The sequence below is a fragment of the Clostridium sp. Marseille-Q2269 genome, assembly GCF_943736985.1.
GTDB lineage: Bacteria > Bacillota > Clostridia > Clostridiales > Clostridiaceae > Clostridium_F.
In genome coordinates this window covers 85062-100917 of sequence record NZ_CALSFS010000002.1, presented here as the reverse complement: position 1 = coordinate 100917, position 15856 = coordinate 85062, and the positions used below count along the sequence as shown (strand labels likewise).

Annotated in this window: 13 protein-coding genes; all 13 read left to right on the top strand. The window is 29.2% G+C overall.

What is annotated here, in order from left to right:
* Positions 1 to 11: 11 nt before the first annotated feature.
* The 13 genes from dxr (at position 12) to NGI68_RS04335 (ending at position 15763) form a co-directional block, all read left to right on the top strand.
* Positions 12 to 1169: a 1-deoxy-D-xylulose-5-phosphate reductoisomerase gene (gene dxr / locus NGI68_RS04395; RefSeq protein WP_251860278.1), complete on the top strand. Its 1158-nt coding sequence runs from the start codon at positions 12 to 14 to the stop codon at positions 1167 to 1169.
* 44 nt (positions 1170 to 1213) lie between these two features.
* Complete coding sequence (gene rseP, locus NGI68_RS04390) at positions 1214 to 2224, top strand: RIP metalloprotease RseP (RefSeq protein WP_251860277.1); 1011 nt, start codon at positions 1214 to 1216, stop codon at positions 2222 to 2224.
* 102 nt (positions 2225 to 2326) lie between these two features.
* Complete coding sequence (gene ispG / locus NGI68_RS04385; protein ID WP_251860276.1) at positions 2327 to 3376, top strand: flavodoxin-dependent (E)-4-hydroxy-3-methylbut-2-enyl-diphosphate synthase; 1050 nt, start codon at positions 2327 to 2329, stop codon at positions 3374 to 3376.
* A 177-nt stretch (positions 3377 to 3553) separates the two neighbouring features.
* Positions 3554 to 7852 carry a PolC-type DNA polymerase III gene (locus NGI68_RS04380; protein WP_251860275.1) on the top strand — a complete coding sequence of 1433 codons (4299 nt, stop codon included), beginning with the start codon at positions 3554 to 3556 and terminating at the stop codon, positions 7850 to 7852.
* 303 nt (positions 7853 to 8155) lie between these two features.
* Positions 8156 to 8617, top strand: coding sequence for a ribosome maturation factor RimP (gene rimP / locus NGI68_RS04375; protein WP_251860274.1), 462 nt, complete (start codon positions 8156 to 8158; stop codon positions 8615 to 8617).
* A gap of 16 nt (positions 8618 to 8633) precedes the next feature.
* Positions 8634 to 9905 (top strand): transcription termination factor NusA, encoded by a 1272-nt coding sequence (gene nusA, locus NGI68_RS04370; protein WP_251860273.1) that lies wholly within the window; start codon positions 8634 to 8636, stop codon positions 9903 to 9905.
* Between the two features lie 56 nt (positions 9906 to 9961).
* Positions 9962 to 10234: an RNase P modulator RnpM gene (gene rnpM / locus NGI68_RS04365; RefSeq protein WP_251860272.1), complete on the top strand. Its 273-nt coding sequence runs from the start codon at positions 9962 to 9964 to the stop codon at positions 10232 to 10234.
* A complete protein-coding gene (locus NGI68_RS04360; protein ID WP_251860271.1) occupies positions 10221 to 10538 on the top strand; it encodes a ribosomal L7Ae/L30e/S12e/Gadd45 family protein in 318 nt (105 codons plus the stop codon). Before rnpM ends, NGI68_RS04360 begins: the two co-directional genes overlap by 14 nt.
* A 17-nt stretch (positions 10539 to 10555) precedes the next feature.
* Complete coding sequence (gene infB / locus NGI68_RS04355; protein ID WP_251860270.1) at positions 10556 to 12613, top strand: translation initiation factor IF-2; 2058 nt, start codon at positions 10556 to 10558, stop codon at positions 12611 to 12613.
* Between the two features lie 32 nt (positions 12614 to 12645).
* The gene (gene rbfA / locus NGI68_RS04350; RefSeq protein WP_251860269.1) at positions 12646 to 13008 is read left to right on the top strand and encodes a 30S ribosome-binding factor RbfA; all 363 of its coding nucleotides are present in this window, start codon (positions 12646 to 12648) and stop codon (positions 13006 to 13008) included.
* Positions 12998 to 13960 carry a DHH family phosphoesterase gene (locus NGI68_RS04345; RefSeq protein WP_251860268.1) on the top strand — a complete coding sequence of 321 codons (963 nt, stop codon included), beginning with the start codon at positions 12998 to 13000 and terminating at the stop codon, positions 13958 to 13960. Before rbfA ends, NGI68_RS04345 begins: the two co-directional genes overlap by 11 nt.
* The gene (gene truB / locus NGI68_RS04340) at positions 13961 to 14830 is read left to right on the top strand and encodes a tRNA pseudouridine(55) synthase TruB (RefSeq protein ID WP_251860267.1); all 870 of its coding nucleotides are present in this window, start codon (positions 13961 to 13963) and stop codon (positions 14828 to 14830) included.
* A 12-nt stretch (positions 14831 to 14842) separates the two neighbouring features.
* A complete protein-coding gene (locus NGI68_RS04335; protein WP_251860266.1) occupies positions 14843 to 15763 on the top strand; it encodes a bifunctional riboflavin kinase/FAD synthetase in 921 nt (306 codons plus the stop codon).
* The last annotated feature ends 93 nt before the right edge of the window (positions 15764 to 15856 follow it).

Here is a 15856-nt window from a genome sequence, read left to right as displayed (position 1 = left end):
GAGATGACATTTTGAAGAACATAACTATATTAGGAGCTACAGGTTCCATTGGCACTCAAACTTTAGATGTAATAAAAAAGGAAAATGAAGAACTAAAATTAATAGCTATATCTGCAAATAAAAGTTATGAAAAAGTTATAGAAATTATAAAAGAATTTAAACCTAAATATGCAGTATTAATGCAAGAAGATCCTTTTAAAATAGTAGAAAATTTTTGTATAGACAACAAAATGGATACTAAAGTTTTAAAAGGTATGGAAGGAATGATCTATATAAGCACTCTAGAAGAGGTAAATATAGTAGTTACCTCTGTTGTTGGCATGATAGGATTAGTTCCAACCATAAAAGCAATAGAGAGCGGAAAAGATATAGCTTTAGCTAATAAAGAAACTTTAGTAGTAGCAGGGGAATTAGTTATCAGTAAAGCCAAAGAACACAATGTAAAAATACTACCTGTGGATTCAGAACATGGAGCTATATTTCAATGCCTAAGAGGAAATAAAAAAGAAGAGGTTAAAAATATAATATTAACAGCTTCAGGAGGACCATTTAGAGGAATGCAAAAGAAAGATCTTATAGACATAAAGCCAGAAAATGCTCTTAAACATCCTAAATGGAATATGGGTAAAAAAATATCTATAGATTCTGCTACATTAATGAATAAAGGGCTAGAGGTTATAGAAGCTCATTTTTTATTTGGGGTAAGATATGAGAATATAAAGGTAGTGGTACATCCACAAAGTATAGTTCATTCTATGGTTGAATATAAAGACGGTAGTATAATAGCACAAATGGCAGTTCCAGATATGAAATTGCCTATACAATACGCTTTAAATTATCCAAATAGAAAAAAATCTCAGATAGAACCTTTAGATTTTTATACAATATCTAATTTAACCTTTGAAAAACCTGATCTAGATACATTTTCACCATTGAAATTAGCTTACGAGGCAGGCAAAAAAGCAGGAATAATGCCAGCTATATTAAATGGTGCTAACGAGGTAGCAGTAGATTTATTTTTAAAAGGTAAAATAGAATTATTACAAATAGGTGATTTGTTAGAGGAGTGTATGAATAAATTTTATAGACCTATGGAAGTTACATTAGATAATGTTATCAATGTAGATAATGAAGTAAGAGAATATTTGTGGAAAAATTATGATATATAATAATAAAATTAATTTATTGTTATAATTTTTAGGGAGGTTAGTTAATGTATATAATAGCGGCTATTTTAGCCTTTGGCATATTAGTTTTAGTCCATGAATTTGGTCATTTTATAGTGGCTAAAGCTAATGGTATAAAAGTTGAGGAGTTTTCTATAGGTATGGGTCCAAAACTTATAGGAATCAAAGGGAAAGAGACAGAGTATTTAATAAAGCTTTTACCTATTGGTGGATATGTAAAAATGCTAGGAGATGAAGAAAAAAGTTCAGATGAGAGAGCTTTTAATAATAAATCCCCTTTAAGAAAATTAAGCGTAGTTATGGCAGGCCCATTTATGAATCTAGTATTAAGTTTGGTGCTATTTGCCATAATAGCATCTCAAAGAGGATACTTAGCGCCTATAGTACAGAAAGTAGTACCAAATGGACCGGCAGCAGTAGCAGGTTTTATTCCAGGAGATAAAATATCAAAGGTTAATGATAAAAAAATAACTACATGGGATGATTTTGTTGCAGTGATTTATGAAGGAAATGGAGCTCCATTAAATATAAAATTTCTTAGAAATAATGTAGAGGAAAGTATTAAATTAACACCTATTAAAGATCCTAAGGAAAACAGATTTATGATAGGTATATATCCTACAGAAATAAAAAATTTAACTTTAAAAGAGTCTGTAAAACAAGGTTTTGCCCAAACAGGATCCTTAACAAAGCAAACTTTTGGATTTTTTAAGACTTTATTCAAGGGAAAAGTCTCAAAAAATGATGTTGGAGGACCATTAACTATAATTAAAGTCTCAGGTAAGGCAGCTAAGGCAGGTATAATAAGTCTAATGTCTTTTGGAGCTTATATAAGCTTACAGTTAGCTATATTTAATATTATACCATTCCCAGCTCTAGATGGTGGATATATATTCTTATTTTTATTTGAGGCCATCACAGGAAAAAAAGTAGATGAAAATAAAGTAGGCTTTGTAAACTATATAGGTTTTGCTATATTAATGGGACTTATGGTGTTAGTAACCATAAAAGATATATTATATCCTGTACAATTTTAATGAAATTAAAGCATAGTTAAAGAAAATTTCTTATAAATAAACACAGATAAACTCAATAAGTTGATTTTAATATGGGAATTTTTAAGCCTAGGAGATGAAATAATGAATAGAAAAATAACTAAGAAAATTAAAGTAGGAAATATATATGTGGGAGGAGATTCCCCTATATCTATACAGTCTATGACTAATACAGACACAAGAGATGCTAAGGCTACATTAGATCAAATAAAAAAATTACAGGAGATAGGTTGTCATATAATAAGATGTGCTGTACCAGATATGGAAGCTAGCGAAGCTTTAAAAATAATAACTAAGGAATCAAAAATTCCTGTGGTAGCAGATATACATTTTGATTATAGATTGGCTTTAGAATCTATAAAAAATGGAGTAGATGCTTTGAGAATAAACCCAGGAAATATAGGATCTATTAAAAGAGTTAAAATGGTAGCAGAGGCGGCAAAAGATAAATCTATACCTATAAGAGTAGGTGTGAATTCCGGATCACTAAAAAAAGATATATTAGATAGATATGGTAAAGTTTGCCCAGAAGCATTAGTAGAAAGTGCTCTTCAACATGTGCAAATACTTGAAAAATGTAATTTTAATGATATAGTCATATCTATCAAATCTTCTAATGTTATGCAAATGATAGAAAGTTATAGATTAATATCTGAAAAAGTAGACTATCCCCTGCATTTAGGAGTTACAGAAGCTGGAACTACCTTTAGAGGAACTATAAAATCTAGTGTAGGAATAGGAAGTTTATTAGCAGAAGGAATAGGAGATACTATAAGAGTATCAATTACAGGAGATCCGCTAGAGGAAATTAAAATAGGGAAAGAAATACTAAGATCATTAGGATACATAAATAAAGGTATAGAGTTTGTATCTTGCCCAACTTGTGGAAGAACAAATATAGATTTAATATCTATAGCAGAAGAGGTAGAGAAAAGGCTTTCAGATTGTAATAAAGATATTAAAGTAGCAGTTATGGGATGTGTAGTTAATGGTCCTGGAGAAGCAAGAGAAGCAGATATAGGAATAGCAGGAGGAAAGGGCGAAGGCTTAATATTTAAAAAAGGTGAGATCATAAAAAAAGTAAAAGAAGAACATATAATAGATGAACTTATAAGAGAAATAGAAAAAATGTAATTTCATGATGATTTAGTTTGTTTAAATTAATTTGGATTTCAACGGATGTAGGATATAGAGTAGTGTATTACTTTAAATTTTAAGTTGAAATTCATTTTTTTATTTTTACATGCTTTATAAATGTGATAATATATTTATTATGTTAAAACCAATAATGTTACTCTTAGGAGGAATAATATGGAAAATACTTCGGCTAGCGATTTACAAAAGGAAATAAATAAGGAAGAATTTGATATAGATAAAGAGCTAAAAATAATAAGAGTTCAATATTTTAGAAAAAAGAATAAACTAAAAATAATATTAAAATCCATTGAAAACTTTACTAAGGAAAAGGAAGATCACATAAGAAAATTATTAAGAGATAGATTTTCAATGGTAGAGGATTTTGAAATAATTTGTTATAGGGATTTATCTAATATTACCTTAGAAGAGCTTTCAAAAAAGTACTGGGTGGATATAGTAAATTTAGCATCATCTTCAGTGCCAATTGCAAGAGACTGTCTTTTGAAGTCTAAAAGAAAAGTATCAGAAGATGGTATAAACATAATATATAACAATGAATTTTTATGTAGGTTTCTTTCTAAAAATAAATTTGAAGGGAAATTGAAGTCCTATATAAGAGATGTATTTGGAATAGAATGCAATGTGAAATTAGAATATGATAAATCATTTAATGAAGAGGAATATTTTAAAACTATAGAAACAATGGAGCAATCTATAGTAAAGAATGTTTTAAGTGAAATTAAAGCTAAGGAGAAGAAAGCAGTTAAAAAAGAAATTGCATCAAGAGCAAGTGAAGAAAATTCTAAGGATACAGCTATAATATTAGGAAGAAGTATAAGAGAAGATACTGTATTTATGAAGGATTTAAATGAGAATTCTGGCATAGTAGTAGTATGTGGGGATGTATTTAAAAAAGAAGTTATAGAAACAAAAACCGGAAGAAAAATAGTGACTTTTTTTATAACAGATTATACTAATTCTATGACTGTTAAGCTTTTCCCAAGACCTAAAGATGCAGATAGAATAATAGAAGAAATAAAAGAAGGACTTTATTGCAAAGTTAGAGGTGAAGTTGTAAATGATCCTTATGCAAGAGAATGTGTAATAATGGCCAAAGATATAGTTAAGACTACAAAAATAGAAAAAATGGATATAGCAGAAGAAAAAAGAGTAGAATTACATATGCATAGTCAAATGAGTGCTATGGATGGAATGACTCCAGTATCAGAATTAGTTAAGACAGCAGGTAAATGGGGACATAAGGCAGTGGCTATTACAGATCATGGCGTAGTTCAAGCTTATCCAGATGCCATGGCTGCAGGCAAAAAAAACAATATAAAAGTTATATATGGAATAGAAGCCTATCTTGTAGATGATGGAGTACCTATTGTATCTAAAACAAGAGATAAAACTATAGAAGATTCTTTTGTAGTTTTTGATTTAGAGACTACAGGTTTTTCAAGTAAAAATGATAAAATAATAGAAATAGGTGCAGTTAAGATAGAAGAGGGTAAAATAGTAGATAGGTTTAGCGAATTTGTAAATCCTGAAAGGAATATACCAGACAAAATTACAGAGCTTACAAGTATAACAGATAATATGGTAAGAGATGCACACACTATAGATAAAATATTACCAAAATTCATAGAGTTTATAGGAAATTCTGTAGTGGTAGCCCATAATGCATCTTTTGATGTATCATTTATAAATAAAAATTGTAAAGATTTAAAAATAGAATTTGAAAATAGTGTAATGGATACAGTAACATTAAGTAGATTTTTATTTCCAGAATTAAAGAGATATAAATTAAATGTTATAGCAAAACATTTAGGCATATCATTAGAAAATCACCATAGGGCCGTAGATGATGCTAAAGCAACAGCAGATATATTATTAAAATGCTTTGAAATGCTAAAAGAAAAAGAAATAACTACTTTACATAATTTAAATAAAGAGTTTTTAGGAAATATAAATATAAAGAAAGAGCCTACCTACCATTTAATAATTTTGGCTAAGAATGCAGTAGGTCTGAAAAATTTATATAAATTAGTATCTAGATCTAATTTAGAGTATTTTTTCAAGAAACCAAGAATGTCTAAAAGCCTTATAAATGAGTACAAAGAAGGGCTTATAATAGGATCTGCTTGTGAAGCTGGTCAAATATATAAAGAAATACTAAAAGGAAAAACAAAAGAGGAACTAAAAAATATGGTGGATTTTTATGATTATTTAGAAATTCAACCTTTAGGGAACAATGAATTCCTTGTAAAGAATGGATCAGTAAAAGATGAAGAAGAACTAAAAGAAATAAACAGAAAGATATGCGAGTTAGGTGAGTTTTATAATAAACCTGTAGTGGCTACCTGTGATGTACATTTTTTAGATAAAGATGATGAAGTTTTTAGGAGAATATTAATGTCAGGTCAAGGATTTAGTGATGCAGATAATCAGCCACCACTTTATCTTAGAACTACAGATGAAATGCTCAAAGAATTTGAATATTTAGGAGAAGAAAAATCAAAGGAAGTAGTAATTTATAATACAAATAAAATAGCAGATATGATAGATAATATAAAGCCAATACCAGATGAAACTTTTCCGCCTAAAATAGAAGGGGCAGAAGAAGATATAAGAAACATGACTATAAAAAAAGCTCATGAAATATATGGTGAACAGCTTCCCGAAATAGTAGAAAAAAGATTGACCAAGGAATTAAATTCTATAATAAATCATGGATATGCGGTGCTTTATTTAATAGCTCATAAATTAGTGGCTAAATCTTATGAAGATGGATATTTAGTAGGTTCCAGAGGATCTGTTGGATCTTCTTTTGCAGCTACCATGTCAGATATTACAGAAGTTAATGGATTACCACCTCATTATGTTTGTCCTAAATGTAAATATAGTGAATTCTTTACTGATGGATCTATAGGTTCAGGAGCTGATTTAGAGGATAAAGATTGCCCAAAGTGTGGAACTACGTTAAAAAAAGATGGTCATGACATACCTTTTGAAACTTTTTTAGGGTTTGAAGGAGATAAAGAACCAGATATAGATTTAAATTTTTCTGGAGAATATCAAGGTGTAGTTCATAAATATACAGAGGTTCTTTTTGGAAAGGGGCATGTTTTTAAGGCAGGAACAATTGGTACTATAGCGGAAAAAACGGCTTATGGATTCGTAAAAAAATATTTAGATGAAAAAAACCTAAAAGCTAATAATGCAGAAATAGAAAGATTGTCCAAAGGATGTACAGGAGTAAAAAGAACTTCGGGACAACATCCGGGAGGAATTATGGTGGTGCCTGCGGATAATGAAATATTTAATTTTACACCAATACAACATCCAGCTGATGATACGGAAAGTGATGTTGTAACTACTCATTTTGATTATCATTCTATAAGTGGTAGACTTTTAAAATTAGACATATTAGGACACGATGATCCTACGGTACTTAGAATGCTTCAAGATCTAACAAATGTAGATCCTAAAACTGTACCACTAGGAGATTCAAAAGTTATAAGTTTATTTACATCTCCTGAAGCTTTAGGAGTAACAGAAGAGGATATAGATTGTCCTGTTGGTACTTATGGGTTACCTGAATTTGGAACTAAATTCGTAAGGCAAATGCTTGTAGATACTAAGCCTAAAAGTTTTGCAGAGTTGGTAAGAATATCAGGACTATCCCACGGTACAGATGTATGGCTTAACAATGCCCAATATTTCATAAAAGAAGGATATACAACTATAAAAGATTGCATATCAACAAGAGATGATATAATGATGTATTTACTTCAAAAAAATCTTCCACCTAAAACTGCTTTTACTATAATGGAAAAAGTAAGAAAGGGTAAAGGGCTTACAGAGGAACACGAAGCTACAATGAAGGAACATGATGTACCAGATTGGTATATAGAGTCTTGCAAAAAGATAAAATACATGTTCCCTAAAGGTCATGCTGTGGCTTATGTAATGATGGCCATGAGAATTGCTTATTTTAAGGTATACTATGCAAAGGCATATTATGCCACTTACTTTTCTGTTAGAGCAGATGATTTTGATGCAGATTTAATAGTAAAGGGAGAAGAAAAAATAAAAGAAAAAATGAATGAACTGTATGCCATGGGAAACAATATAACACAAAAGGATAAAGGGCTTTTAACAATACTTGAAATATCTTACGAAATGTATAAAAGAGGTATAAAATTTTTAAAGGTAGATTTATATAAATCTAATGCTACTAAATTTTTAATAGAAAAAGATAGTATAAGGCCACCTTTAAGTGCTCTTCAAGGTGTAGGAAAAAATGCAGCTAAAAGTATAGAAGAAGCAAGAGTAGATGGAGAATTTATATCAAAAGAGGATTTAAGGCTTAGAACAAAAGTTACTAAAACTGTTATAGAAACATTAGAAAACCATGGGTGCCTAAGAGGAATGCAAGAAACTAATCAAATATCATTATTTAGTCTTTAATATAAATTTAAACTTAGCATATAATTATAATAAAAATTTTAAGTTGCTGAAGATTTTATATTGTCAATGGTTATTTTTCTAAGTTTCATAACTTTCCCTTGTAATTCATATTCTACTATGATAAAATGAGAATAGCCAAGAATAAGACATATGTTAAAGTACAGAGTGGGTATGAACCCGCTCTTTCTATTTGTAAAAAAACGCAGCGTAAGTTGCGTTTTTCAATTAATATAAAATAATAGCTAATTATTTGGAAAAACTAACTGTATAAAATATATTTTAAAATGGCAAGGAGGGATTTTTATGAGCAAACATAGTTTAATTGAAAATCTTAAAGAACAAGTAAAACCTATTGTTGAGAACATAAACTATGAACTGTATCATATAGAGTTTGTTAAAGAAGGAAAGGAAAATTATTTAAGAATATATATAGATAGTGAAAATGGTGTATCTTTAGATGGATGTGAAAAAGTAAGTAGAGCAATTAGTGAATTACTAGATGATATAGACCCAATTCAAGAGAGCTACTATCTAGAAGTTTCCTCACCAGGGATTGATAGAGTTTTATATACAAATGAACATTTAGAAAAATATAAAGGGTATAACATAGTACTAAATTTATATTCATCTATAGATAAAAAGAAAAAATATGAAGGTGAATTAGTAGACTTTAATGAAGAGGATATAAACATAAAAGTTGAAGAAAATATAGTAACTATACCTAGAGAAAAAATATCAAAGACTACTTTAAAAGGGGAACTGTAAGGAGGTTAATAAAAAAATGAACCAGGAATTTGTTGAAGCATTAAAGGAAATAGTAAAAGAAAAGGGTATAAGTGCAGATCTTTTGTTTACAACTATAGAGGATGCTTTAGTAACAGCATATAAGAAAAATTATGCAAAGCAAGGTGTATCAACTAATAATGTAAAAGTAATAATGAATAGAGAAAATGGAGAAATAAAAGTATACGCTCAAAAGAAAGTAGTAGATGTGGTAGAAGAAGAGATAGATGAAATATCTTTAAACGATGCTAAAGATATAAATCCAAATTATGAATTAGATGACATAATAAATATTGAAGTAACACCTAAAAAGTTTGGAAGAATAGCAGCTCAAGCGGCTAAACAAGTAGTTATTCAAAGAATAAAAGAAGAAGAGAGAAGAATTGTATATAACGAATATATAGAAAAAGAAGAAGATATATTAACAGGAACAGTTTTAAGAAAAGATAAAGGAAATATTCTTATAAATGTAGGTAAGTCAGAAGCTGTATTAGGACCAAATGAGCAAATACCTGGAGAACAATTCAGATTTAATGAAAAAATAAAATTATATGTAGTAGAAGTAAAGAATACTACAAAAGGACCACAGGTGTTGATATCAAGAACTCATCCAGGATTAGTAAAAAGGTTATTTGAACTTGAAGTGCCAGAAATATATAATGGAGTAGTAGAGATAAAAAGTATAGCAAGAGAAGCAGGATCAAGAACTAAAATAGCAGTATATTCTAATGACGAAACTGTAGATCCAATGGGTGCTTGTGTTGGACCTAAGGGCGTAAGGGTTCAAAACATAGTAAATGAGCTTAAAAACGAAAAAATAGATATAATAAAATGGAGTAAATTTCCAGATCAGCTTATATGTAACGCTTTAAGTCCGGCTAAAGTAATAGATACAACCATAGTTAACGAAGAAAATAAATCTGCAAAAGTAGTAGTAGATGATAGTCAATTATCTTTAGCTATAGGTAAGGAAGGGCAAAATGTTAGATTAGCAGCCAAACTAACAGGATGGAAAATAGACATAAAAAGTAAATCACAATCAGAAAGAGAAGCAACACTAAGGTTATCTGAAGATGAGGATATATTAGAGAATAAAGAAAAAAAATTAGAAGACGCTGATATACCTATGGAAGAAGCTGCAGAAGAAGTTTTTATGTCTGAAGATAATAAAGATGCATCAGAAGAAGATATAAATATAACTAAAAACAAAGAAGAAGAGAATATTGATACAACAAAAGCCATAGAAGAAATTTTTAAAGATGAAGTTTAATATAAAGCATAAGAACAAGAATATAAAATAAATATAATAAAGCAGGTGATTAAAGGATGAAAGTTAAAAAAGTACCTTTAAGAATGTGCACAGGATGTAGCGAAATGAAGCCTAAGAAAGAGCTTGTACGAGTTGTTAAAAGCAAAGAAGGCGAGATTTCAATAGATTTAACTGGTAAAAAGGCAGGTAGAGGAGCTTATATTTGTAAAGATATGGAATGCTTTAATAAAGCATATAAATCTAAAAGATTAGAAAGAAATCTGGAAATTAAACTAGATGAAGAAGTTTATGAAAGATTAAAAGGTGAAATAGAAAATGATACCAAATAGGTTCCTACAGTTTTTAAGCTTAACTAAAAAAGCAGGACATTTAGTAGAAGGATACAATAAATGTGAAGAAGCTGTAACAAAAAAATTGGTTTATGCGGTTATAATATCTTGTGATGCTTCAGAAAATAGTAAAAATAAATTCAAAGTGAAATGCGAAAAAAATAACATATCCTTAATTGAAGGGTATAGCGAAAGTGAACTAGGTAATGTATTAGGAAGAAACTCTATGAAAATATTAGCTATAAAGGATGAAGGTATGGCTAATAAGTTAATAAAATTATGGAATGATAGCCAAGAGTATTAGTTTCGGGGGTGAATAATTTGGCAAAAATAAGAGTATATGAATTAGCTAAGGAATTAAATATATCAAGTAAAGAGCTTATAACACTATTAGAAGAAGAGTTTAGTGTAGAAGTAAAAAATCATATGAGTGCTATAGAAGATGAAGATGCAGATCTTATAAAAGAATTATTATCAGGTAAAGAAAAAACAAAGGAAGAAGATGATGAAATAGAAACTACAGCGAAAAAATTAAATAAACAATCAACAAATGACAAAAAAGATAATCAAATAGACAATAAAAAAGAAGAAGTTAATACTGAGAATTCAGAAGATATGGATATAATAACAATGACTTCTGAAACTATTACAGTAAAAGAAATATCAGATAAATTAGAAAAATCTTATGCAGAAGTTATAAAGGAATTAATGCTTATGGGTGTTATGGCTTCTGTAAACCAAGAAATAAACTTTGAAATGGCTGAAAAGTTGGCTGAGAAATTCAATGTAAAAATTTTAAAAGAAGAAGATGATGAAGAAGAAGAATTAGAAGATATATTAATAGATAATGAAGATGAAGAGCATCTACAAAAAAGATCACCTATTATAACTGTTATGGGCCACGTTGACCACGGAAAAACGTCTTTATTAGATGCTATAAGAAAATCAAAAGTAACTTCAACAGAAGCAGGTGGAATAACACAACATATAGGTGCTTATACTGTAGAATTAAATGGAGAAGCTATAACTTTCTTAGATACTCCAGGTCACGCAGCCTTTACAGCTATGAGAGCAAGAGGGGCACAAGTTACAGATATAGTTATATTAGTAGTAGCAGCAGATGATGGAATTATGCCTCAAACTCAAGAAGCTATAAGTCACTGCAAGGCAGCTAATGTTCCATTAATAGTTGCTATAAATAAAATAGATAGACCTGGTGCTAATATAGATAAAGTAAAACAGGAATTAACAGAATATGGTTTGGTAGCAGAGGACTGGGGTGGAGATACTATATGTGTTCCAGTTTCAGCTCATACAAAAGAAGGTATAGATGATCTACTAGAAATGATACTTTTATCATCAGAAATACTTGAGCTAAAAGCAAATCCAAATAGAAAAGCAAAAGGAACCGTTGTAGAAGCTAAGCTTGATAAAGGAAGAGGTCCAGTAGCTACATTACTTATTCAAAATGGTACTTTGAGAGTAGGCGATTCTATAGTAGTCGGATCTACATATGGAAGAATAAGAGCTATGTTTAATGATAAAGGCAAAAATATAAAATCAGCAGGTCCTTCTACACCGGTAGAAATACTAGGTTTATCAGAAGTTCCTGAAGCAGGAGATAAATTCTATCAAGTCAAAGATGAAAAAACTGCCAGAGGTATTGCAGATAAGAGAAAAGAAAAAATAAGAGATGAATATCTACAATCTACTCATAAAGTTTCTTTAGAAGATTTATACAATCAAATACAAGAAGGAACAGTAAAGGAATTAGGATTAATTGTAAAAGCTGATGTTCAGGGTTCTGTAGAGGCGTTAAAACAATCCTTAGAAAAGCTTTCAACAGAAGATGTAAAGGTTAGAGTTATTCATGGGGGTGTTGGAGCTATAAATGAAACAGACGTTACATTAGCTACAGCTTCTAATGGTATTATATTAGGATTTAATGTAAGACCAGACAATAATGCTACTATAGCTTCTGAAAGAGACGGAGTAGATATTAAAACATATAGAGTTATATATGATGCTATAGAAGATATAAAATCAGCTATGTTGGGTATGCTAGAACCAGAATTTAAAGAAGTAGTTATAGGTACTGCAGAGGTTAGACAGGTTTATAAAATATCTAGTGTAGGAACTATAGCAGGTGCTTACATTCAAACAGGTAAATTAACTAGAAATGCAGGAGCAAGAGTAATAAGAGATGGTATAGTAATATTTGAATCAGAACTTGCATCTTTAAAGAGATTCAAAGATGACGCTAAAGAAGTTGCTCAAGGATATGAGTGCGGACTTAGCATAGAAAAATTTAATGACATAAAAGAAGGGGACATAATTGAATGCTTTATCATGGAAGAGATTAAGAAAAAAACATTATAATAAGTTCTCTTCTAAAAAAGGAGTGATTTTTCATGGCAAAATATAGAGCCAGAAGAATAAATGAAGAAGTTAAAAAAGAAGTAAGTAATATTATTCACAATGATATAAAAGATCCAAGATTAAGTGCCATGGTTAGTGTAACAGATGTAAATGTTACAAAAGATTTAAAATATGCAAAGATATATGTAAGTATTTTTGGAAACGAAAAATCTAAAGAGGAATCTTTAGAAGCTTTAAAAAGTTCAGTAGGTTTTATAAGAAAAGAAATTGGAAGAAGAGTTAAATTAAGAAATACACCAGAAGTTATAATAGAAATAGATAATAGTATTGAAAGAGGTATGCATATAGATGAACTTCTTCACTCAATAAAGGAGAATAAGTCAAATGATAACTAATGATATACTAAATAAAATAAAGGAAAGTAATAGTGTAGCTATTACTTTCCATATTTCTCCTGATGGGGATTCCTTAGGAAGTGCCCTAGGATTGCTTCAGGGCATAAGAAAAATTAACAAAAAAGCTTATATACTTTCTAAGGAGCCCATGCCAGACACTTTTAAATATCTAGCTTGTAGTGATGAAATTACAGGAGATATAAAAAAACCTATAGAAGGTACAGACTGTGTTATAGTCTTAGATTGTGGAAATGTAGAAAGAATAAATGCAGAATTAGATTTAGAAAATAGAAGCTACTCTTTAATAAATATAGATCATCATATGTCAAATGATATGTATGGTGATTTCAATCTAGTGGATACTAATGCACCAGCAGTAGCTGAAGTTATATATAAATTACTTGAAACATTAGATATAGATTTAGATAAAAACATAGCAGCTTGTTTATACACATCTTTAATTACAGATACAGGCTCCTTTAGATATCCAAGTACAACATCTTTAACTCATACAATAGCAGGGAATTTGATAAATACAGGGTTAGATTTTAGCTCAATACATAGAAAAATATTTGAAAATAAGAAATATAAAAGATTGAAACTTTACGGAAAAGTTTTAGAAGAAATGTATTTAGAAAATGAAAAATTATGTGTTATGAAAGTAACAGAAAAAATGCTTAGAGAGTTAGATATGGAAGATGCAAAAGATACATCAGACATTATATCACAAGGTATGCAAATAGGATCGGTAGAGGTAACTGTATTATTTAAAGAAGTGGAAGAGGGAGTAAAAATAAGTTTAAGATCAAAAGAATATGTTGATGTAAGAAAGATAGCTGAAAATTTTGATGGTGGAGGACATATTCGTGCTTCAGGAGCTTTTATAAGAGGAGAATCTTTAAATACAGTAGAAAAAAAATTAATAGAAAGTATAAAAAAAGAGTTGATATAAATGAATGGAGTAATAAATGTTTTAAAACCAAAAGGAATAACTTCCTTTGATGTGGTTAGAGATATAAGAAAAATAGCTAAAATAAAAAAAGTTGGTCATACAGGAACACTAGATCCCTTAGCTTCTGGTGTCCTTCCTATATGTATAGGTAAAGCTACTAAAATAGTTGATTACATAATGGAGGGAATTAAAACCTATAGAGTGGAGATGAAGCTAGGAGTTACCACAGATACCTATGATAGAGAAGGTACTATATTAAAAGAAAAAGAAATAAATATAGATTCTATAGAAGTAGAGAATGCTATTAAAAAATATATAGGGGATATTGATCAGATTCCGCCAATGTATTCTGCATTAAAAATTAATGGACAAAAGCTTTATGATCTAGCAAGAAAAGGCATAGAGGTAGAAAGAAAAGCAAGAACAATACATATATATGATATATGCATTTTAAGTATAGATTTACCCTATGTTATATTTGATGTGAAGTGTTCAAAGGGAACATATATAAGAAGCTTATGTTTTGATATAGGAAATGATTTGGGCTGTGGAGCAGTAATGTGGAATCTACAACGATTAGAGGCAAGTCCATTTAACATAAAACAGGCAATAAAATTAGAAGATTTAACTGAAGATAATATAAAAGACAATATAATATCTATGGATGAAGCTTTGAAAGACTATGACAAGGTACATTTAAATAAAAAATTTGAAAAACTTGTCTTAAATGGTGTAACATTGAAAGATAAAAGGGTACTAGATTCTATAGAAGAAAAGAAGTTATATAGAACTTATATAGAAGATGGGAAATTTATAGGATTAGGAATGAAAAATGAATATGGATTTAAAATTCATAAATTATTAACTTAGGAGTAATAGCTTATGATGATTATGGAGGATAACTTTTCTACTAAATTAAAAGATAAAACTTATATAGCTTTAGGAAGTTTTGATGGACTTCATAAAGGTCATATGAAATTGATAAAAGAAACAAAAAAAATGGCTAAGTATAATAAAGGCAAAAGTATGGTTTTGACCTTTAAGGAACATCCTTTGAATACTATAAATAAAGATTTGGCTCCTAAAATTCTATTAGATAATTTTAGTAAAGTAAAGATATTAGAAGAAAATGGAGTTGATTTAGTTAACTTTATTAATTTTGACAAAGAATATATGAAATTACGCCCAGAACATTTTATAAAAAGAATGATAGATTACTATAATGCTGGTGGTTTTATAGTTGGGTTTAATTATAGATTTGGATATAAAAATTTAGGAGATATAGAACTTCTAAACAAAATGAGTAAAGAATTTCATTTTGATCTTAGGGTAGTTTCACCTGTTAAATATTCAAATGAAATTATAAGTAGTTCTAAAATAAGGCATATATTGATAGAGGATGGAAATGTAGATAAAGCAAAAAAAATGTTAGGTAGAAGTTATTTTTTAAAGGGAAATATAGTAAAGGGAAAACAGCTAGGTAGACGACTAGGATTCCCTACAGTAAATTTAAATTATGATGCAAAGTATGTTCTTCCAAGAGGAGGGGTATACTATACTCTAATAGAATACGAAAATAAATTGTATAAAGGAATTACTAATATAGGGTATAATCCAACAGTAGAACATAATAAACTACATATAGAAACTAATATATTAGATTTCCACAAAGATATATATGGAGAAAATATAACTATATATTTTATAAAGAGAATTAGGGACGAAAAAAGGTTTTCTTCCTTGGATAATTTAAAAGAACAGCTAGAAAAGGATAAAAAGTTCGCTAAAAGACAAAGTATGTAAATTAATTTATAAAAATTAATTTACAATTATATATTTATTTGTTATAATACATTTCGTGAACCTTATACTAAGAATACCGAATTGCCAACGGTA